19 protein-coding genes are annotated in these 21043 nt (G+C 39.5%); 10 read left to right on the top strand and 9 right to left on the bottom strand.

The features are described 5' to 3' along the window. Window positions 1–14: 14 nt before the first annotated feature. Both hmgA and maiA read left to right on the top strand, forming a co-directional pair. Window positions 15–1316, top strand: coding sequence for a homogentisate 1,2-dioxygenase (gene hmgA / locus H5117_RS07120; protein ID WP_182712335.1), 1302 nt, complete (start codon window positions 15–17; stop codon window positions 1314–1316). A 2-nt stretch (window positions 1317–1318) separates the two neighbouring features. Further along, a complete protein-coding gene (gene maiA / locus H5117_RS07115; RefSeq protein WP_154902901.1) occupies window positions 1319–1948 on the top strand; it encodes a maleylacetoacetate isomerase in 630 nt (209 codons plus the stop codon). A gap of 11 nt (window positions 1949–1959) precedes the next feature. Here the strand turns inward: maiA and H5117_RS07110 are convergent, their stop codons facing one another. Further along, a complete protein-coding gene (locus tag H5117_RS07110) occupies window positions 1960–2193 on the bottom strand; it encodes a TIGR02647 family protein (RefSeq protein ID WP_007375551.1) in 234 nt (77 codons plus the stop codon). Between the two features lie 126 nt (window positions 2194–2319). On the opposite strand from H5117_RS07110, the gene H5117_RS07105 reads away from it, so the two are divergent. Continuing rightward, the gene (locus H5117_RS07105; protein ID WP_002959040.1) at window positions 2320–2622 is read left to right on the top strand and encodes a DUF1496 domain-containing protein; all 303 of its coding nucleotides are present in this window, start codon (window positions 2320–2322) and stop codon (window positions 2620–2622) included. Between the two features lie 54 nt (window positions 2623–2676). After that, window positions 2677–2985 carry a VF530 family DNA-binding protein gene (locus H5117_RS07100; protein ID WP_182736873.1) on the top strand — a complete coding sequence of 103 codons (309 nt, stop codon included), beginning with the start codon at window positions 2677–2679 and terminating at the stop codon, window positions 2983–2985. Between the two features lie 51 nt (window positions 2986–3036). On the opposite strand, the gene H5117_RS07095 is transcribed toward H5117_RS07100, so the two are convergent. Further along, on the bottom strand, window positions 3037–4656 hold the full coding sequence (locus tag H5117_RS07095; protein WP_024591821.1) for a diacylglycerol kinase family protein: 1620 nt from the start codon (window positions 4654–4656) through the stop codon (window positions 3037–3039). A gap of 349 nt (window positions 4657–5005) precedes the next feature. Here H5117_RS07095 and H5117_RS07090 point away from each other — a divergent pair, with 349 nt between their 5' ends. The 6 genes from H5117_RS07090 to H5117_RS07065 all read left to right on the top strand — a co-directional run bounded on the left by H5117_RS07090 (window position 5006) and on the right by H5117_RS07065 (window position 10671). Next, window positions 5006–5530 (top strand): sigma-70 family RNA polymerase sigma factor, encoded by a 525-nt coding sequence (locus H5117_RS07090; RefSeq protein ID WP_154902902.1) that lies wholly within the window; start codon window positions 5006–5008, stop codon window positions 5528–5530. Continuing rightward, window positions 5527–6210 carry an anti-sigma factor domain-containing protein gene (locus H5117_RS07085; protein WP_154902903.1) on the top strand — a complete coding sequence of 228 codons (684 nt, stop codon included), beginning with the start codon at window positions 5527–5529 and terminating at the stop codon, window positions 6208–6210. The genes H5117_RS07090 and H5117_RS07085 overlap by 4 nt, the downstream gene beginning before the upstream one ends. 158 nt (window positions 6211–6368) lie before the next feature. After that, a complete protein-coding gene (locus tag H5117_RS07080; protein ID WP_154902904.1) occupies window positions 6369–7961 on the top strand; it encodes a DUF4331 domain-containing protein in 1593 nt (530 codons plus the stop codon). Window positions 7962–7972: 11 nt separating this feature from the next. Then, window positions 7973–8482, top strand: coding sequence for an Ig-like domain-containing protein (locus tag H5117_RS07075; RefSeq protein ID WP_024600513.1), 510 nt, complete (start codon window positions 7973–7975; stop codon window positions 8480–8482). Window positions 8483–8536: 54 nt separating this feature from the next. Further along, window positions 8537–9562, top strand: a complete 1026-nt coding sequence (locus tag H5117_RS07070; protein WP_154902905.1) for a hypothetical protein — start codon at window positions 8537–8539, stop codon at window positions 9560–9562. Further along, a complete protein-coding gene (locus tag H5117_RS07065) occupies window positions 9559–10671 on the top strand; it encodes a HupE/UreJ family protein (protein ID WP_154902906.1) in 1113 nt (370 codons plus the stop codon). The genes H5117_RS07070 and H5117_RS07065 overlap by 4 nt, the downstream gene beginning before the upstream one ends. 66 nt (window positions 10672–10737) lie before the next feature. Here the strand turns inward: H5117_RS07065 and H5117_RS07060 are convergent, their stop codons facing one another. The 7 genes from H5117_RS07060 to H5117_RS07030 form a co-directional block, all read right to left on the bottom strand. Then, window positions 10738–11364: a TetR/AcrR family transcriptional regulator gene (locus tag H5117_RS07060; RefSeq protein ID WP_002959031.1), complete on the bottom strand. Its 627-nt coding sequence runs from the start codon at window positions 11362–11364 to the stop codon at window positions 10738–10740. 96 nt (window positions 11365–11460) lie between these two features. After that, window positions 11461–12879 carry an efflux transporter outer membrane subunit gene (locus tag H5117_RS07055; RefSeq protein WP_182712339.1) on the bottom strand — a complete coding sequence of 473 codons (1419 nt, stop codon included), beginning with the start codon at window positions 12877–12879 and terminating at the stop codon, window positions 11461–11463. After that, window positions 12876–16010, bottom strand: coding sequence for an efflux RND transporter permease subunit (locus H5117_RS07050; protein ID WP_182695188.1), 3135 nt, complete (start codon window positions 16008–16010; stop codon window positions 12876–12878). Before H5117_RS07050 ends, H5117_RS07055 begins: the two co-directional genes overlap by 4 nt. Window positions 16011–16022: 12 nt before the next feature. Further along, window positions 16023–17192, bottom strand: a complete 1170-nt coding sequence (locus H5117_RS07045; protein ID WP_182736871.1) for an efflux RND transporter periplasmic adaptor subunit — start codon at window positions 17190–17192, stop codon at window positions 16023–16025. A gap of 307 nt (window positions 17193–17499) precedes the next feature. Continuing rightward, window positions 17500–18801 carry a hemolysin family protein gene (locus tag H5117_RS07040; RefSeq protein WP_002959027.1) on the bottom strand — a complete coding sequence of 434 codons (1302 nt, stop codon included), beginning with the start codon at window positions 18799–18801 and terminating at the stop codon, window positions 17500–17502. Between the two features lie 147 nt (window positions 18802–18948). Next, window positions 18949–19638 (bottom strand): transporter substrate-binding domain-containing protein, encoded by a 690-nt coding sequence (locus H5117_RS07035; RefSeq protein ID WP_182736868.1) that lies wholly within the window; start codon window positions 19636–19638, stop codon window positions 18949–18951. Between the two features lie 129 nt (window positions 19639–19767). After that, window positions 19768–20877, bottom strand: a complete 1110-nt coding sequence (locus H5117_RS07030) for an arginase family protein (RefSeq protein ID WP_182733300.1) — start codon at window positions 20875–20877, stop codon at window positions 19768–19770. Window positions 20878–21043: the final 166 nt, after the last annotated feature.

Raw genomic sequence — 21043 nt, 5'->3', positions numbered from 1 at the left:
CACAGGAGTCAGTAATGGCGACACAATTAAGTTATATGACCGGTTTTGGTAATGAATTTGAAACACAAGCGCTACCCGGTGCACTGCCAATAGGACAATTTAGCCCACAAAAAGTTAAATACGATTTATACACAGAGCAATTTAGTTCGACTGCATTTACGGCTCCTCGCGCTTCAAATCGTCGCACTTGGTTTTACCGCCTTCGTCCATCGGTAGTGCAAGGTGATTACCAAGCAATTGATAACGGCCTAATAAGAACAGCCCCAATCACTGAAGCCATAACACCACCAACAATGCTACGTTGGAATCCTATTGATATGCCTTCACAGCCTACTGATTTTATTGATGGGTTAGTAACGATGGCTGCTAATGGCAGTGCTAATGGGCAATCTGGTATTGGCATTCATGTATATGTCGCTAATCAGTCAATGCAAGGGCGTTACTTTTGTAATGCTGATGGCGAAATGTTGTTTGTCCCTCAGCATGGTGAATTATTAATTCACACCGAGTGCGGTAAGTTAAGCATTAAACCAGGTGAAATTGCTGTAATTCCCAGAGGAATTAAGTTCTCAGTTGACTTAATTGATAATACAGCCAGTGGTTATATTTGTGAAAATTATGGCCATGCGTTAGAGCTTGCAGAGCGAGGACCTGTTGGTGCAAACGGTTATGCCAACGACAGAGACTTTCAATACCCTGTAGCGGCCTTTGAAGATAAAGAGGGTGACTTTGAGCTTGTTTCTAAATTTAACGGTAATTTATTTAGCTGTGAAATTAAGCACTCTCCTTTTGATGTGGTTGCATGGACGGGTAATAGTGCGCCCTATAAATACGACTTATCGCGTTTCAATGTAATGAATACAGTGAGCTTTGATCACCCCGATCCTTCTATATTCACTGTACTGACCTCTCCTTCTGCTACTGAGGGTATGGCAAATGTCGATTTTGTGATATTTCCACCGCGTTGGATGGTAGCCGAAAATACATTTCGCCCACCGTATTATCACCGCAATATTATGAGTGAATTTATGGGCTTAATTGAAGGTGTGTATGATGCAAAAGAGCATGGTTTTGTACCTGGTGGCGCAAGTTTACACAATTGTATGTCGCCACATGGACCTGAAGCCGACGTATTTGAAAAAGCCTCAAACGCTGAGCTTACACCACAAAAATATGAAAACACATTGGCCTTTATGTTTGAGTCGCGCTATATAATTTCACCGACAAAATATGCATTAGAAGGTAAAGAGCGCCAACCAAATTACACCGATTGCTGGCGTACTATTAAAAAACAATTTACAGGTTCACAGGATTAATTATGAAATTATACAGCTACTTTCGCTCATCAGCGGCTTATAGAGTGCGTATAGCGCTTAACTTAAAAGCAATCGATCATGAACTTGCTATTGTTAACCTTTTAAAATCGGAGCAGCTTGGGAAGGAATACTTAGCGACTAATCCGCAAGGCTTACTACCTGCACTTGAAACCGATGATGGTGTTTTAGCACAATCACTTGCAATACTTGAGTGGCTTGATGAAACTTATCCGCAATCGCCATTAATTACAGGGACTGCGTGGCAAAAGTCGCAAATAAGAAGCTTAAGCTTTGCCATTGCTTGCGATATTCATCCTGTTAATAATTTACGCGTGCTGAAGTATTTATCAAACGAATTAGGTGTTGATAACGAGGCTAAAAATAAATGGTATCGACATTGGATAGAAGTGGGTTTTGAAAAAATAGAACTGATGCTAAACGAAAATAATGACTACTGCTTTGGTAACCAACCAACACTTGCTGACATTTGTTTAGTGCCGCAAGTATTTAATGCAATTCGTTTTAACGTAGATATGAGCGCTTATCCAAAAATTGCAGCCATTTACGAGCATTGTAATAAATTAGCTGCATTTAATGACGCTGCACCGCAAAATCAACCCGATGCAAATTAAGCTAATTTAGATTAACTTTGTAGCGCGCTATGAATAACCGTAACGTGCTCAATTAAATCTAAGCCCAGATCGGTTAAATATCCGCCATCTGGGCTATCTATAATCCCTTTTTCAAATAAACGTTGCGCTGCGCTAAGTAAGCTTGGCTCTGCGTCTGAATGTAATTTAATACCCTGCATTTTACTGTCGCGAGGAAACTTTGCTAATAGTGTGAATTCTTCGATCATTGTTTGATTAAATTGCATTGTGTGCACCTTTTTATTGTTCTGTGAATAACTAAGTTTATACTTAAAATCACTTTGTGTACTTTACACTAGCACGTTTTTTAGCTTAATGTATTATTTTTAACCCTCCCTATTTAAAGGCCTCTAATGCGTAACTTTTTAATTCTATGCTTTTGTTTTAGCAGCTTATCGTATTCAATACTTAGTGAAGCAACAACGCTAAAAACCCATTCAATTATTGATGCAAACCAGTTTGTAAATGAAGAAGCTAACTGTTGGTACGACAACAAACGCTATAGCGAAGGGGCATTAATACAAGTTCACTCTTTTACACTTTTGTGTGGTGCTAAAACACCCCAACACAGTAACAGCCAACTCATTTGGCTTAAAATAGATAAGCAAGGTAATGCTATTTACCCAACAGCTCCTAAAACAATCACTGTGAATTAGCGCTAAAAGCTGATTTAAGCTACAATGCATGCAGTTTAAATAAGTAGTATGGCTATGAATAATCAACCTAAAAACCCTTTACATGGGGTAACATTAGAACAAATACTTGTTGAGTTAGAACAACGACTTGGCTGGAGAACACTTGGCGAGCAAGTAAAAATTAAATGTTTTACTGATCAACCCAGCATTAAATCGAGTTTAAAGTTTTTGCGTAAAACGCCTTGGGCTCGCGATAAAGTGGAAGCACTTTATGTTCACACTATAAATAATAAGCCTATTCGTAGACCAAAAAGTGCACCAAGAGAAACATCTTCTCAAGCGCCTGATACAACAGGGTTTGTTTGGCCATCAATTAAAAAGTGATGTAAAAAAAGGAGCTAATTTAGCTCCTTTTTTGATTATAACTAACGCGATTTATTGCTCTTTGCAAATCACATTTAATGAAGCCGGCTCAATAGTAATAACTAGTTTTTGAGCGGTTTTAACTTCACCATCTAGTACGTACTTAAGCTCTCCTTCGCCTGTAACCTCTACTCTTTTGGCATTTGTATGATGAGAGTTTATAGCTAAATGTGTTTGCGTTAAGCTACTAAACATCAGCTCTGCAATACTTAGTACTGTGGTTGAATCTTCATTATTTGGTGTTAACCAATTTATATCGAGTAGCCCGTCACTATGATCAGGTTGCCCGCCACCTTGAGCCAATAACGTTGTAAAAGGCGCAGCATTGGCCACAATAAAACTATTAGTACATATTTCTTTTGGCTCATTATCATCGAGTTTTACTTTAAGTAACTGCGATTTTTGCTCGCCAAACGCTTCAAAAAAACCATTTAAATAGGCAAGTTGCCCCGACTTATTTTTCGACTCTCTATCTGCTTTTTCTATCATTGATTGCTCAAAACCAATACCCGCGAGCAGTAGTACTAATTCATTATTACAATAAGCAGTATCTATTATGCTTGTTTGACCATCTATAATTAAGTCACAAGCCTGTTCAACAGGAATAAATTTAGAAGTAATACCCATCAATACATGCGCAAGGGCGTTTGCAGTCCCCATAGGGATGATGCCTAGTTTACATTGTGTATTTACAAGTACGCTTGCAACTTCGGCCACCGTACCATCTCCCCCGCATGCGATAATAATATCCGGATTTTGCGCAATTTCCTGTTTAGCCAGCTCAATACCGTTAACTTCTTTTGTAGTAGTGAGTACTTTCAGATCGTAATAATCCGATAGCCGCGCAACAATTAAGTGCTCTTTTTCTTCCCATAATCGTGTACCAGATACAGGGTTTGCAATTAAAACGGCTTTGTTTTTAATCAGTAATTCGCCTTTTTTATGTCGCTTAGCTAAATGGCGAAGTTGATGCTTATTTAAATTTGCGGTTTCGCGGGTTTCTTTTATTTGTGCAAGTACTTCATGCACATCTGCATTTTTGTTTTGGCTCAGTAAATAAGCCGCCATGACAAAAACAGAGCGCCCACGCCCTAAAGCACAATGAACGACTACGCGATGGTCTTCTTTAATATGGTGATGAATCCAATTAATAGCCTGATTTAACTGAGAATGGGTAGGAATACTATGATCGAGCACCGGAATGTTTAAATAATTAATATTCTCTTGTGTTGAACTCCACTCGAGTCCGTCGAATTCACACGTAACATCTAAAATCGCCGTAATCCCGTTATCTTTTAATGTGTCTATATCTGAGGGAAATAATCGGCAAGCTAAAAATAGGTTTTCGTTTATTTGTTGAATGGGCGGCACTTTATCGCGCTTACGTGACCAGGCATTATAAATTTGCACACCGAATAAAAATGGCACAAACGCCCACCGTATATAAAATGGGATCACCCCATTTTCACGCTTTCTAAATATTTTTGCTGTATTAAAAATATACGCGGTACTCACTAATAAAAGTGACAGCGCAGTCCAATAAAAAACAATAGCAAAATAGACAGAGTTCACTTCCCAACCAATAAAAATAAGCAGTAGTGCTAATAGTAAATAACTAATTGCAGCCCACATAGTCTCTCCTTTGTGAAAATAATGCCGATTTATAATCTTAATTTAAACGGCTTTAAGTAGTCTTTTGCAAATATCACGCCATATAAATGCCATTTAAAATTCAAACGCGAACAATAGGCCATTGATATATATAGTAATTAATAAACTAAAATCTACTACAGACCGCTCTTTGTGCATTTTTTACAAACATGTGAATAAATTATACTTACACGTCTAAATTTCAAACACTGATCGATTATTGCTTGTACTTACGTATAAAGCAGCTAATCTAAAAGGCAATTAAATTTTTTTGCATCCAAATCACACCCTCAACCGTTTACTCAATGATAATAAGAAAAACAGGACCCCTATGGATAATGATGATTTACTCCCTCTTTTGTGCGCAACAGCACAAGGAGACAAAAATGCTTTCTCAAGTTTATATCAACAAACTAGCGGCAAACTTTTTGCTATTAGTTTAAACATGCTCACAAATAGAGCCCATGCTGAGGAAGCACTACAAGATGCTTTTATAAAAATTTGGCATAACGCATCTGAGTATAATGCTTCAAAAGGCACTGTTATAAGCTGGATGATAAGTATAGTAAGGTATAGAAGCCTCGACTCGCTGCGCTATCACAAAGTACGAAAAGAGCAGTCGTTAGGCGATGACGAATATGAGAATGAAAGCATCGACGTTACTTACGATGAAGAAACAAAACTGGTTAATTGTATCGAACAACTTGAGCCGCAACAAAAACAAGCTATTCACTTAGCTTATTACAAAGGGCTGAGCCATAGCGAGTTAGTGGATCATATCGAAACGCCATTAGGTACGGTTAAAAGCTGGATCAGGCGTGGGCTCATGCAGCTACAAAGGTGTTTAACATTATGAATTATAATAAACCCGAACTATTAGACGCACTTGCTGGGCAGTATGTGCTTGGCACGCTTAGAGGGCTTGCCCGTAAGCGTTTTCAACGTCTGTTGCTCAGTTCAAACCAAGCACGTGAAGCAACAAGTATGTGGGAGCAAAACCTAAATAACTTGGCCAGTGCTATTACACCGCAAACGCCACATGACGATGTATGGATAAATATTCTACAGCGCATTGAAAACAGGCCACAAACAAGTAAAACGGTGATACATACTAAGCCTTCTATTTGGCGTACATGGTCTTTTGTTGCAACAGCTGCATGTATTGTTTTAGCCTTTTTGATTATTCAACCTTCTACTAATGTTGTTCAAACACAACAAATTGCCTTGGTTCAAAATCAAGACAAGCAATCATTGTGGTTTATTGATGTAAGTGAGCAAGGGCTTTCAATTAAAGCCAGTAGCCAATTGGTTGCCCAAACCAATAAAGATTACGAGCTGTGGATGATTTTAAAAGGGCAAGATGCACCTATTTCATTGGGTTTACTGCCCAAGCAAGGTAGCAAGATATTATTAAAAGATAACCGTTTTAACGCAAGTGATATTGCATTACTAGCAGTGAGTTTAGAACCTATTGGTGGTTCACCAAATGGATCACCAACCGAGGTGTTATACACTACAGAACTTATACTCCTGTAGCTCTACTTTTATAGCCTTTTATTAGCTGCTTACATTAAGCAGCTAACCTTTCCTTAAAGTTTTTAACAAAAAATAAAAACATTTTAACTTTTTTGCATCCATACTGAACTCTCACCCGTTATTAACTACGACTTCAATCAAAACTAAAGGACAAAGTCATGAAAGCTTTAACTCCATCAATACTCGCAGTAGTAGTATGCAGTACGTTTATAAGTGCACCAAGTGAAGCATCTAGCCACAGAGAAGCGCCAAATATAAGCCGTTTCCCGACTTTAGATTCTACCGATTTTTATGTATTTAATAGTTACGAGCAAGGTCGTGATGATTACGTCACATTAATTGCTAATTACATCCCGCTGCAAGATGCATACGGCGGTCCTAATTACTTTGCAATGGACCCAGATGCTACTTACAGCATTCATATAGATAACGACGGCGATGCTGTTGAAGATATTACATTTGCGTTTAACTTTAAAAGCATGCTTCCTAATGATAACCAAGGTGTGCAATTAACTGTTGGACCTGAAGGTAATCAACGCACCGTGTCTGTACCGCTTAAAAATGTAGGCGGTGTATCTGCCGGAGATAACAGCGCTGCAAATTTTAGCGAATCATACACAGTAAGCATGATAAGCGGCGCGCAGCGTACTGGCGAAACAACGCTATTAAATAACACTGCATCAAACTCCAGCACATTTTCTAAACCGCTTGATTATGTGGGTAATAAAACATTTGGTTCAATGAGCGATTATCAAACTTATGCTGACCAATTTGTGTATCAGGTTTCAATTCCTAACTGTGAGAGCATGGCACAAGTTTTTGTAGGACAGCGTAAAGACCCGTTTGTAGTTAACCTAGGTAAAACATTTGATTTAGTAAACTATGTACCTGTAGAAGGTGATAGCGCCCCTGGTGCTGGTGACGGCGGTGGTTTTCCAGGTGGTATAACGCAATCAGCTGATAATGACGACCTTGCAGATAAAAACGTAACATCAATCGCTATCGAAATACCTAAAAGCTGTATTGTCGGTGAAGGTAACGGCGTAATAGGTTCGTGGACAACAGCAAGCTTACCTCAAGCACGTGTATTAAACCCCAATGCTAAATTTGCTAATAATGCGGTAAACGGTGGTGCATTAACTCAGGTTTCACGCCTAGGTAGCCCGCTTGTAAATGAGCTTGTAATTGGCATTAAAGACAAAGACACATTTTCTACTGCGCACCCTAAAGACGATGCACAATTTTTAGATTATGTATCTCACCCAGCACTACCTGAGTTATTAAACATTTTGTTTAAAGATGCTGTTAATACGACCCTTGGCGCAAACTTAGAAACACTGGCACCCACTAACTTCCCGCGTACTGATTTAATCACTGCATTTTTAACGGGTTTTGCAGGCGTTAATCAGCAAGCAACTGTAACACCTTCAGAAATGCTGCGTTTAAATACAGGCATTGCAGCAACAGCGCAAGCTGATCAATCTGCATTTGGTGTAGCGGGTAATGATTTAGCCGGCTTCCCAAATGGTCGTCGCCCGGGTGATGATGTGGTTGATATTGCACTTCGTGTTGTGATGGGTCGTTTATGTCATCCGATTCCTGTAAATGGTGAAGACACTGATTTAGGACTTTGTGCACCAGAGGATGCTAATACAGGCACAGTGCCATTTACAGACGGCGCACCTATTGATGCAACAATGATGGACTCAACATTCCCATACCTTGCAACACCACTTGCTGGCTCTAAATAAGGAGTAAAATAATGCGTAATTTAAAAACTACCCATATTTGTGTTCTCCTCAGTGCATTAACATTGGGAGCATGTAGTAGCGATGATGATAAAAAACAACCTACACCGGTTGTAAACACCGCACCTACAGCAAGCGATGCAATGCTAACAACACAAACTGAAGTAAGCATTACCGATATGCTTAACGCAAGCGATAATGATGGCGACTCACTTACTTACTCGTTAACAAGCGAGCCAATGCTCGGTACTGTTAATGTTGACAGTGATGGTAACTTTACTTATACACCTAATAAAGAAGCAACAGGTTCAGATAGCTTTATGTTTGGTGTAAGTGATGGCGTTAATTCGCAAGTTACTGCAACAGTAAGTATTACGATTGAGGCGCTGCAAGTTGACTTTGCTCAATTTGCAACCGATGCATTTAACCAAGCGCCAAATGCAGAGCCGTTAACTGTTAATGGTCGGGTGTTTACAAACACTGATACCGATGTTGATGGATTAATTTCTACAAGCGGTAACTAACCAAGTCATTAAGCTGACAGGCCATGGATGGCTTTTTTTCAAAGGATATTTATAATGCATTTATCAGTACTTAAACCCCTCACTATTATTGCTATTTGCTTAACCTCTTTCGCGGTGAGTGCGGCTCCTTATACTCCAAAAGATGACGCAGTTATTGCTAACAGTAATTCAACGCTTAGTGCTTCTCTGTCTGTTGAGGAAATAAATACATTAGTCACTAACAGCCAATATGTAGGCCAAACAGAGCGTTTACAGGGCCTACTTAAAACCCGTTTAGCCCAGCTATATAAACAAACACCCTCATCTCAAATTGGTTACTTATATGCTCGCGTTTTACAAAAAGAGCACCTTTTTGACGAAGCAATTAACGTTGCTAACAACGTTTTGATTAAAGAGCCACAGCATAGTAATAGCCATTTATTGCTAGCCAATATATTTATGACTCAAGGTAAGTTTGCACAAGCAAAAAAACACTGTGTCGCCTTAATTGGGCACGTAAGCACTATTACTGCTAGCACCTGTGTGCTAGACGTACAAAGCCAACATGAAAGCGTTTTAGACAGCTACCAAGCATTAGTAAAAATTATAAATAATAATCAAACTAGCCTAGCTACAAACCATGTTTTAAGTGAAATGAGCTATCGTTTAAATAACTACAAACAAGCATTGTCTCACTTACAAAGTGTAGATTTAGTTCAAGCCCCTGTGAGCCTAATTGTTTTATGGGCCGATATTCAAATTGCTCTAAACCAACCACAACAAGTATTAAATACATTAAGCGTACTGCTTCCTGATAAAGGTAATTTAGAAGATGCTATTTTGCTAAGACTTTCAATCGCAGAAAAAAAACTGAATAAACGCGATAAAAAATGGCAAAATACAATGGCGCAAAGAGTTACGCTACGAGAGCTTCGTAAAGATTCTTTTCATGCAAGTGACTTAGCTAAATATTACCTTGATGTACAACCAAATCGCGAAAAAGCACTTTACTGGGCTCATATTAATTGGCAGCAGGCTAAAATGAGCACCGATGAGCAATTACTGATTCAAGCAAAAGCGATGCAACGAGATACACTATGAAAACGCCTTATCTATTTATACTCACTTTAATGCTGTGCATTTTTTCAACTTACAGCTTTGCCCATCAACTAAGTACAAGTTATATAACCTTAAATAGCGAGAACAATAACGACACCAGCAAAAATCTATACACGGGTACCTGGCAAATAAATATTGCCGACTTAGAGCACGCAGTGCCTCTGGATTTAGATAAAAACGGCCAAATTTCGTGGACAGAAATAAAAGCAAAACGTAGCTCAATTAATAACTTCATTAAAGAAAATTTAAATATCACGCAAAGCGCGCAAATATGCCCTTTAAAAAGTGAAGGTATCTATCAGCTAGATAACCATTTTAACCAACCTTATTTAGTGATTCCGCTGCAGTTTAGCTGTGATGACAATGAAGCAATCACCCTTTCCTACTCCGCTTTTTTTAAAACTGATGCTAACCATAAATCCATCGTAAATATTAACGGTGTATCTCGTGTATTTAATATCAATGAGGCACAACAAACGTTCAGCTTTGAACAAACAAGTTATTTAAGTACCTTTAATCAATACGTTTACCAAGGTGTTTTACATATTTGGATTGGTATTGATCATATTTTATTTTTAATCGCTTTGTTACTTACCTGTGTTTTAAAACGCAGCAATAAAGCATGGCAAGGTATTAGCTCTAAAAAGCACATTATTAAACACACAGCATGGATAGTAACCGCGTTTACGCTTGCGCACTCTATTACGCTTACCGCCACCGCTATGAACCTTGTATCACCAAATAGTCGCTGGGTAGAGCTTGGAATTGCTATATCGGTTTTATTTGCAGCATTAAATAATGTGTGGCCGTTGGTACTTCGTTTAGGTTGGCTTACTTTTGCTTTTGGTTTACTACATGGGATGGGATTTGCGAGCGTACTTGGCGAACTTGGCCTGTCGAGCGACTATCAACTGCTCAGTATATTGGCGTTTAATTTAGGCGTCGAAATCGGTCAACTTAGTATATTACTGATAGCCTTACCAATACTCATTTATGTACGACACTACACTTGGTATAAAAAATGGTTAATGCCAATGGGCTCCGTTGCTATCGCAATTGTTGCACTTCAGTGGTCAATCGAGCGTTTTTAAATAGTATAAATAAAAAAGCTAGCCAAAATATTGGCTAGCTTACTTTTTAGTTATTTACTTTGAGCGTTACTGCGCTTTATCAAATGGCATCAGTAATGTTTTCATCGCAGGGCGAAGCGCTATGAGTACCGTTTCTTCGGTTAGCTCAGGGTAAAGTAACTTTCTAAGTAATAACCCTGCCATCATCGAAAAAATAACATTAATTCGGCTTTCAAGTTCACGCTCATCAATGTCTTTGAGCGCACTTCGCTCGCTTGTTAAAAGCTGCCTCATGCGCCCTCTTGCTTGAATATCGGTTTCACGCAAAAGAGTAGCAACTTTAATATTACGACCCGCTTCTGCCATCATATCTAAATCAATAACACACGAGCCTGTATCCATGTGTCTTTGCACGCCAATATTTAAGCCATCTAAAAGAGCCGCCAAAACATCACCAGGGTGATCTTCAAACTTTTGAAAGATAGAGAACATTTCTTCCATGTCTTTTTCAATAATGCTTTCTATAATAGCTTCTTTGCTTTCAAAGTAATTATAAATATGCCCTGCACTCATCCCTGCCGTTTTAGATATTTCTGCCATACCTGCACCGTGGTAACCTTTACGGCGAAAACACTCTGCAGCAGCTGTTAAAATTTGCTCACGCCTAGCAAGTGCTATCGCGGGATCTGTTTGCCTTTTTGCTTTAGGCTTCATGTTCAACTCCACTACCAAGTCATAAACTCAGTAAAGCAAGAGCTATAAATAGTCTCGCCATATAAATATGTAATGCGGCTTTAAAAGCCGCAAATATTATTTCTCTTCCTGAGTTGTTTCACTGGCTACATTCCATCCGCCACCAAGCGCTTTGTACAAGTTAATTTGACTCGCAAGATACGCTTGCTGACCCGCAATTAACTGCTGCTGCGCGCCGTACCACGTACGCTGAGCATCAAGTACTTGCAAGTAGCTATCTGCGCCTTTTTCGTAACGCATTTTTGATAAATCAAACGTGATTTGTCGACTACTTATAAGCATATCAAGGGCACTTAATTGCTCTTGGTAACCTTCTCTGTCAGCAAGTGCATCGGCAACTTCGCGAAACGCATTTTGAATTTTTTGCTGATACGTTGCCACTGCAATTTCTTGATCTGCTTTTGCTACATCAAGATTTGCTTGGTTACGTCCCATATTAAAAATAGGTAAGCTAATTGTCGGCACAAAACTCCATGTCCCAGAGCCTGAATCAAACAAGCCACTTAAGTCACTTGAAGCAGACCCCGCGTTGGCTGTTAAGCTTATGCTTGGATAAAACGCCGCTCGAGCAATACCAATATTGGCATTAGCAGCAAGCATTAAATGCTCAGCGGCTTTAATATCAGGGCGCTGTGATAGCAGATCAGACGGTAAACCAACGGGTACTTCTGGCATACTGATCAAGTTAGTCAGGTCTTTATTAGGCAGTAAATCAGCTGAAACAGATTTACCTACTAATAAATCTAAGGCACTTTTATCACGCTTTAACAAACGTTTGTACGTTGCTATGTCTACTTTTGCCGTAGCAACTGTGCTTTTAAGCTGCTCAAGGGTAATTGAAGACGTCGCACCTAAATCAAAGCTTTTTTGCGTAAGCGATAATGACTCTTGCTGAGAGGTAAGCGTTTCTTTTGCAAGCTCTAGCAGTTGCAAATCAGTTGCATAATTTAGCCACGCATTTGCCAACTCTGAAATTAAAGACACCTGCGTGCTGTATTGGCTAAGCTCTGTAGAGTATAAGTTTTGCAGTGCTTGCGCTGATTGATTGCGTACTTTGCCCCAAATATCTAACTCGTAAGAGGTAATACCCACTGTTGCACTGTATTGCGAGCTAATAGCTGCATCGCCAGTACCTGATAAGTCAGCCGGTAAACGCTGGCGCGTACCAGATGCATTTAAATCAAGGGATGGATACAAAGCAGAGTCTTCAATTTGATATAAACCACGCACACGCTGCACATTAAGCACTGCAATTTGCATGTCTTTGTTATGCTCAAGGCTTTGACTAATTAACGTTTGTAGTTTTTCGTCATTAAAAAACTGCTGCCAATTTAATTGCTGCGCAGCGGTTTTCCCAGTATCTGATGCATAAGCATCAGATACTGGTAGAGCAAGGTCTTTTTGCTCAGGCGCTAATTGGCAACCACTTAGCACCAATAAAGCAATTGCACTTAGGCTGAATGTTTTAATGCTCATTCTGCGCTCTCCTTCGTTGTCTCGTTAGCTTTGCCAGGAAATACACGGCGCACTAACACAAAGAATAACGGTACAAAAACAACAACTAATATTGATGATGCAAGTGTGCCGCCAATAATCGAAATACCTAACGCATTTTGCGCACCAGAACCCGCGCTTGAGGCAATAGCAAGCGGTATAACACCACAAATAAAGGCCATCGAAGTCATAAGTATTGGACGCAAACGTAGGCGAACAGCTGCAATAGCCGCATCAACTAAGCCAAGCCCTTCTTCCATTTTATGAATCGCAAACTCTACAATCAGTATCGCATTTTTAGATGCCAAACCAATGGTTGTCAACAAGCCTACCTGCAAGTAAATATCGTTAGATAAGCCACCGCCAAGCGCTGCCATAATCGCACCAAATATACCCAGTGGCACAATCATCATTACCGCAAACGGTACCGACCAACTTTCATAAAGCGCGGCTAAACATAAAAATACAAACAACAGCGATAAGCCATATAGTAGAGGTGCTTGACCGCTACTAGAGCGCTCTTGGAATGAAATACCGGTCCACTCAGACGAAATACCATTTGGTAATTGTTTAACTAAGCGCTCCATTTCATCCATTGCTTGGCCTGTACTGTAACCTGGCGCTGCACTACCTTGAATTTCCATTGCTGAAAAACCATTGTAACGCTCTAAACGTGGCGAACCATACGTCCAGTAGGCACTAGCAAACGCTGAAAACGGCACCATATCGCCATTATCATTGCGCACATACCACTTATTTAGATCCTCAGGCACCATGCGAGATTGTGCATCACCTTGCATATACACTTTTTTCACTCGACCACGGTCAATAAAGTCATTCACATAACTACTACCCCATGCTGTCGAAAGTGTACTGTTAATATCATTTTGCGACACGCCAAGCGCTTCGGCTTTTGCCAAATCTGTATCAAGTTGTAGCTCTGGCATATCTTCTTGTCCATTTGGACGCACGCCCGCTAAAATTGGACTTTGGCTTGCTAAACCTAATAACTGATTTCGTGCAGCTAAAAGTGCCTCATGGCCAAGGCCTACACGGTCTTGTAAGAAAATATTAAAGCCATTAGCAGTTCCCAGCTCAACAATTGCAGGTGGCGGAAAGGCAAAAACAAATGCTTCTTTTATCGTTGAAAAGTAGCCCATCGCTTTACCTGCAACACCTTGAACAGATAACTCGTCACGCTGACGCTCATCCCAATGTTTAAGATTTACAAAGGCAATTGCTGAGTTTTGGCCAGAACCTGCAAAACTAAAACCAGTCACGGTAAAGATACCGTTTACTGCTTCAGATTGATCGTTTAAAAAGTGGTTTTCTACCTTTTTAACAACCTCAAGCGTTTGTTGTGTTGTAGAACCCGCTGGTAATGACACTTGGTTAAACAAAATACCTTGGTCTTCGTCAGGCAAAAATGCCGTTGGCAAGCTTGAGAATACATAAACCATACCGCCCACAATCACGCCATAAATAAGTAAGTAGCGTTTAGAGTGAGTAAGCATGCGCCCTACAAAGCTTTGTGCACCTGAATTTGTTTTATCAAAACCACGGTTAAAGCCTGTAAAAAATCGACCAAATAACGTGTCATTGTTATGTACATGGCTTGGTTTTAAAAGCGTTGCACACAATGCTGGCGTTAAAATAAGAGCCACTAAAACAGATAACCCCATCGCCGATACGAGTGTTATAGAAAACTGACGATAAATTATACCGGTAGAGCCACTAAAGAATGCCATTGGAATAAATACCGCAGAAAGCACCATGGCAATACCTACCAGCGCGCCTTTAATTTCATCCATAGATTTACGTGTAGCTTCAAGTGCCGAGAGTTTTTCCTCGGTCATTAAACGCTCAACATTTTCTACAACAACGATTGCATCATCTACCAATAAGCCTATGGCAAGTACCATCGCAAACATCGTTAGCGTATTTATTGAATAACCAAAGGTGTATAAAATACCAAATGTACCTAGTAAAACTACAGGTACGGCAATAGTTGGAATAAGCGTTGCCCTAAAGTTTTGTAGGAACAAATACATCACTACAAAAACAAGTACAACAGCTTCAATTAATGTATGAATAACTTTTTCGATAGATAACGATACGAACGGCGTTGTATCGTAAGGTATTACCGCATCTAACCCTTCAGGGAAAAACGGTTTTAGCTCTTCAATTGCTTTTTTAACGCCCTCTGCGGTATCAAGTGCGTTAGCACCACTGGCTAATTTAATACCTAAACCTGATGCAGGTTGCCCATCGTAACGAGCTACAACGCGGTAGCTTTCACCGCCAAGCTCTACTTTAGCAACGTCCTCTAGGCGTACAAAAGAGCCATCTGGATTGGTTTTAACTAATATTTGTTTAAATTGCTCTGGCGTTTGTAATCGGCTTTGCGCCGTTACTGTTGCATTAAGTTGCTGACCATCAACGGCAGGCATACCGCCAAGTTGACCGGCAGATACTTGTGCATTTTGCGCACTAATTGATGCACTAATATCAGCAGGTGTAAGCTTATAATTTTGTAACTTTGCAGGGTCTAACCAAATACGCATCGCGTACTGAGAACCAAACAGCTGTACTTCACCTACGCCTTCAACACGCGAGACAATGTCTTGCACGTTTGATGAAACATAATCGCCAATATCAATATTAGTCATGCTGCCATCTTTAGACACAAAAGCATAAACCATTAAAAAGTTACGCGCTGATTTTGCAACTACCACACCTTGCCTTTGTACGGCTTCTGGTAATAGTGGAGTTGCTGTAGCTAGTTTATTTTGCACTTGAACTTGTGCAATATCAGGGTCAGTTTCAGCGCTAAACGAAAGTGTAAGCGTAGCAGAACCACTCGACTCAGACGTAGATGACATATAAAGCAAGCCATCAAGCCCTTTCATTTTTTGCTCAATAACTTGCGTTACCGTATCTTCAAGTGTTCGTGCAGATGCACCAGGGTACGTTGCAGTAATACTCACTGCAGGTGGTGCAATTGAAGGATACTGCGAAATAGGTAAACTCCTAATCGCCAAAATACCTGCAAGCATCACTACAATAGCGAGTACCCAAGCAAATATCGGTCTATCGATAAAAAATCGTGACATTAAAACTCTCCGTTATTGAGCTTGATCGGCTTTAGCAGACGATTGAATTTCAGATGGGTTCACAGGTGCACCAGGGCGGATTTTTTGTAAACCTTCAACTATTAACTTATCGCCATCACTTAGGCCATCAGTAACAAGCCAATCAGAACCAATAGTTCTATCTACTTTTAATACGCGGTTTTCTACTGTGTTGTCTTTACTGACAACCATTGCTGTTGGTTCGCCTTTTGAATTACGGCTAACGCCACGTTGCGGAGCTAAAATAGCACCCGCCTTAACACCTTCCACAATAGAAGCTCGGGCATACATGCCAGGCAGTAATAATTTTTCTGGGTTTGAAAATTTAGCACGCAGTGTTACTGAGCCAGTACTTGGATCAACGGTCACTTCAGAAAACTGTAATGTGCCTTTATGAGGATAAATAGAGCCATCTTCCATAATAAGTTCAACGTCAGTTTGACTAGCCGAATCGACAGTTAGAGTACCTGATGATAATGCTTTTTTAAGCTGGGTAAGCTCATTACTTGATTGTGTTAAATCGATATAAATTGGATCTAACTGAGTTACTGTAGCAAGTGCTGTACTTTGATTGGCACTTACAAGTGCACCCACTGTTACGCTTGATTTACTAATTTGACCACTAATAGGAGAAGAGACGTGGCTGTAATCGAGATTAATTTGCGCTGATTTTAACTGCGCTTTAGCTGTTAATAATTCAGCATTAGCTTGCTTATATGCAGCATCTGCTTCATCAAAATCTTGTTGGCTCACGGCTTTAATTTTTAAAAGCTCTTTATAACGCGATGCTTTTGATTTAGAGCTGGCAATGCTTGCCTCTGCGCGCGCTACGCTTGCTTCACTTGCTGCTAAGTCTGCTTCAAATGTAGCAGGGTCTATTTGATACAGTGCTTGGCCTTGTTTAACCTCATTACCTTCAACAAATAAACGAGATTGTACAATACCACTTACTTGTGGACGAATTTCAGCAATTTGAAATGCACTAATGCGACCAGGAAGTTCTTTTTTGAGAGTAAGCGCTTGGCTTTTTACTGTAATTACACCCACTGGGACAGCTTTAGGAGCTGAAGCTTGTGACTGCTCAGCAGCCTGATCACAACCAGTTAAAGCAACAGAACCGACGAGGGCTGATAATACAAATAAAGCGATGCGGGAACGCTGCATGTTAAATACCTTTTAGTTTAGAGTGAACGATCATTCTAAATTAAAATGCGCTGATAATGAATCTTAATAAGGAGAAATTTACACAAACTTACACTATTGAATACAATATACGCCTTAGGTAGCATTTAATGTTAATTTGATGAAAATAGAATCAAAGCTGTTTGAAAATAGAATCAAAGCTGTTTGAAAATAAAGCAATTAAACAGATTGAAATAACCACTCATTTTAAGCACAGAACTTTTAAATAGGCACAAAAAAGCCAAGCAAAAACAGCTTGGCTATTTATATAAACGACTATCTTACTTTTTTAAAGGGGGTTGTCGTTCTGTGGATTAATAACTCTTGAAACTAACAACTGCTCTACCCTAATGCCCTCTACATCAACAACTTCAAACTTAAAGCCTGAAAAAGTTAAATGCTCTGCACGTTTAGGGATTCGCTTCATACTGTAAATTAAAAATCCAGCGACAGTTTCATAGTGCATCTGATCAGGAAATTCTTCTATATCAAGTACCTTTGCTAAATCGGTAATTGGAGTTAACCCATCTACAAGCCATGAATTTTTATCGCGCTCTATAATTAATTCATCACCTTGATGAGTAATTAAATCCCCCATAAACCCTTTCATTAAGTCTTTAACCGTTACAATACCTACCGAAAGCGCGTATTCGTTTACGACAACAGCAAATGGCTTTGCTGCGCTTTTAAACGCATTTAAGGCTTCTGATAGGCTTAATGTTTCCGGTAAGTAAAAAACATCTTTATCAATCAGCTCATCGTTTATATTGGCGGCTTCGCCTTTTAGTACTTGTCGTAAAATATCTTTAGATTCAACAGAGCCATGTAATTTATCTAAATTTCCTGACACTACTAAAAAGTGATTATGAGGGTGGTCAATAATTTTGGTCGCAATATCATGGCTAGATTCGTTTAAATCAAAATAGACAATTTGGTCGCGTGGCGTCATTACGCTTGATAAAAACCGCGCTTCTAGGTCAAACACATTACCAATGAGTTCATACTCTTGCTTTTGCAAACTACCATATGCAGCACCCGCTTCCATCATGGCAACAATGTCCTCAGTTGTAACGTTGTCTTCTCGCTCAGCGGGCACTTTAAATAAGCGCAGCACAAAGTTAGTTACCCCATTAAAAAACATCACTAGCGGAGTTAAGGCAAAGGTTACCCAGCGCATTATTGTAACGACTCTAACAGCGACAGCTTCTGGCATGATCATCGCTAAACGTTTTGGCATTAAATCGGCGAACAAGATAAACAGAGATGTAATAGTAAAAAATGAGAATAAAAAGCTAATTTTTTCTAAGTGTGCACCTTGATAAAAAAGCACTAAAACACTTTCAACATAAGGCGATAAAGCCTGCTCGCCCACAATACCACCCAAAATCGCAATCGCGTTGAGTGCAATTTGGATCATGGCAAAAAAAGCCCCTGGATTTTCTTGTAGCTTTAATACCGCTGCTGCTTTTATATTTCCTTCATCTGCCATTACCCGCAGTTTTATTTTACGCGACGCTGCAATTGCTATTTCTGACATAGCAAACAACGCACTGATCAAGATCAATAAGCTAATCCCGATTAAATCACCCATTTAACGCTCCAATAAGTTAGCGCTTTTTTAAACAAAAAGCAGCTGGATTATAATCGGTTTTTTAAACGCAGCAATTTATATTTACGAAATATATTTAAGCTATTAATTTTCAATTATTTAAGAGGTAAAACAGTGAGTTTAAAGTGCTTAAATTTTATTAAAGGCAACTTTTAATTGAGAAACTAAAGCCGGATCCATATTTATATTACAGGCAAAAAATAACGGAGACTGAGTTGTGTTTAAATCAAGTAATGGTTCTAGTAACTCAAGCTTAGGCTCTGTTTTAACTCGATAGTTAAATTGCTTTTTGTTGAGGATAACAAAATCAAGTATATGGTGACGAGTGCTTATGAGTTTATCTATTTTATCTAGGCTATCGATGAGTAATAAATGCTTGCTTTCACTAAAGCCCCTTTCAAGCAAATAATGATGACTAAAGTTATCACGCAGTACTGCTATTTTGTATTTTTTAGCATCATTGAGGGTGTTTAACTTTATACCTCTGGATTTTAGACCATAAATGGCAGAGTCAAAGCTTTCCAGTTCGCCTACCCAGTTAAACTTACTTTCTCTATTAGGTAATCGAACAATCGAAAATATACAGGTGTTTTTATCGCGTAGCGCTGCATTGTAGGTTATGGCCCAACTATGCGCCAACATAGTGTAGTTTATACCTGTACCTTCTAGCGCTTTATGAACTTTTTCGACAGAGCGGCCAACGAGTTTGTTATCTTCATTAATATACTGAAAGTCCGGAAATACTTCCGTTACTATTGTAATTTCAGCTGCATCAACTTTAATACAGCTAATGAACAATAAAAAGATCAACAATTTCATCTAGCGAGGCCTCAACTAACTCATTATATGTATTTAATAAATATAGCTGAGGCTTTATGAACTGCTAGTTTTTAGTCATGTGATGCACACTTATACGCTGATAGTGCTAGTATTTATAGCTTCTACAGCTTACTTGTTCATTGCACTAATTAAAAAGGCTGAAATTTTAGCGCCTTCTCTAAGTGTCGTTTCTGAGCTTGATTGGCCAACTAAAGAGCTGTCGGTAAATGGCGCTATCTCCATAATATCTGCACCCGTAATAGGAAACTCATCCGCAATGGCTGATAAAATATCAAGCGCATGCTGAGGCGTTAAACCGTGATGCTCTGGCGTACCTGTGGCAGATGCAAACTCTGCATCAAGTGCATCAATATCAAAGCTTACGTATATTTCATCAACGTTATCGGCTTTTAACTGTGCAATAGCGTCGGCAGCAACCGCTGCTGCGCCGCGTTCAATGATTTCATGTGCCCAGTGCTGTTTAACACCAAAAGTATTTTCCCAATGCGCTTTAGGCTTGCCACTTGAGCGAATACCAAATTGTATTAAATGATGCGGCGCCGGTAAAAACTCTAGTATATGTGTACACCACGAGCCAAAACATAAATCAATACCTAAGCGCTCCACAAGTAAATCGGTATGCGCGTCAAAGTGAATAATAGCCGTGCGCTTACCTTGCTCACGTTTTGCTTTTAAGTACGCTTTAGTAAGTGGGTAACTAATTGAGTGATCGCCACCAATACCAAATAATCCTTTATCTTTAAACGTTGCGTAAAAACTGTCGCACACATCTTCAGTGATTGATAACGGGCTTACGTAATAGTCGTTATCTTCATCACCATATAAGGCTTTTTGGCAATTAGAAATGGTTGCATCATTTAGGTATTTGTCATGAAGTAAATGTGGGATCACACGTACATCACCCAAATCAAACGAATGACACTGCGGTTGCTGATCAATTAATGCTGAGCGTACAAACAGTGGCCCCCAGTTTGCGCCGCGTAATATCCCACCGCCACAGTCTGAACTAATACCTAACATAACGGCTTTATGTGGTGAGTTTGGTAATTCGTTTAAAGACTCGCGCCACAAATTATCAACGTTTTCAGTTTGTCCGTAAAGTTTATTACGCAGCGCGGCTTTGCGCTCTTTTGCAGTATTTACTGTGTATACGCCATCGCCCGGTGCGCACAAACAGTGCTCAACTTTGTTTTTAAATGCTTCAAATTGTGTGCTCATAATAAACTCCTTCGGTTTTTATTCTGTACGTAGCTAATTACTTTTGATTAGTTATGCAAAATCACTAAAAATGCCTAAACTTCAAATAAATGCCACTTTGCTAAATAAGTCAGTGCTTAATATAAGTAAACACGTTAGTTTTTACGTCTACACTACAAGATTAAAC

It is taken from the genome of Pseudoalteromonas sp. SG45-1, from assembly GCF_014164135.1.
In the GTDB taxonomy this organism is placed as follows: Bacteria; Pseudomonadota; Gammaproteobacteria; order Enterobacterales; family Alteromonadaceae; genus Pseudoalteromonas; species Pseudoalteromonas distincta.
Note: the sequence above shows the minus strand (reverse complement) of the source record. Positions and strands in the feature narration are given on the sequence as shown.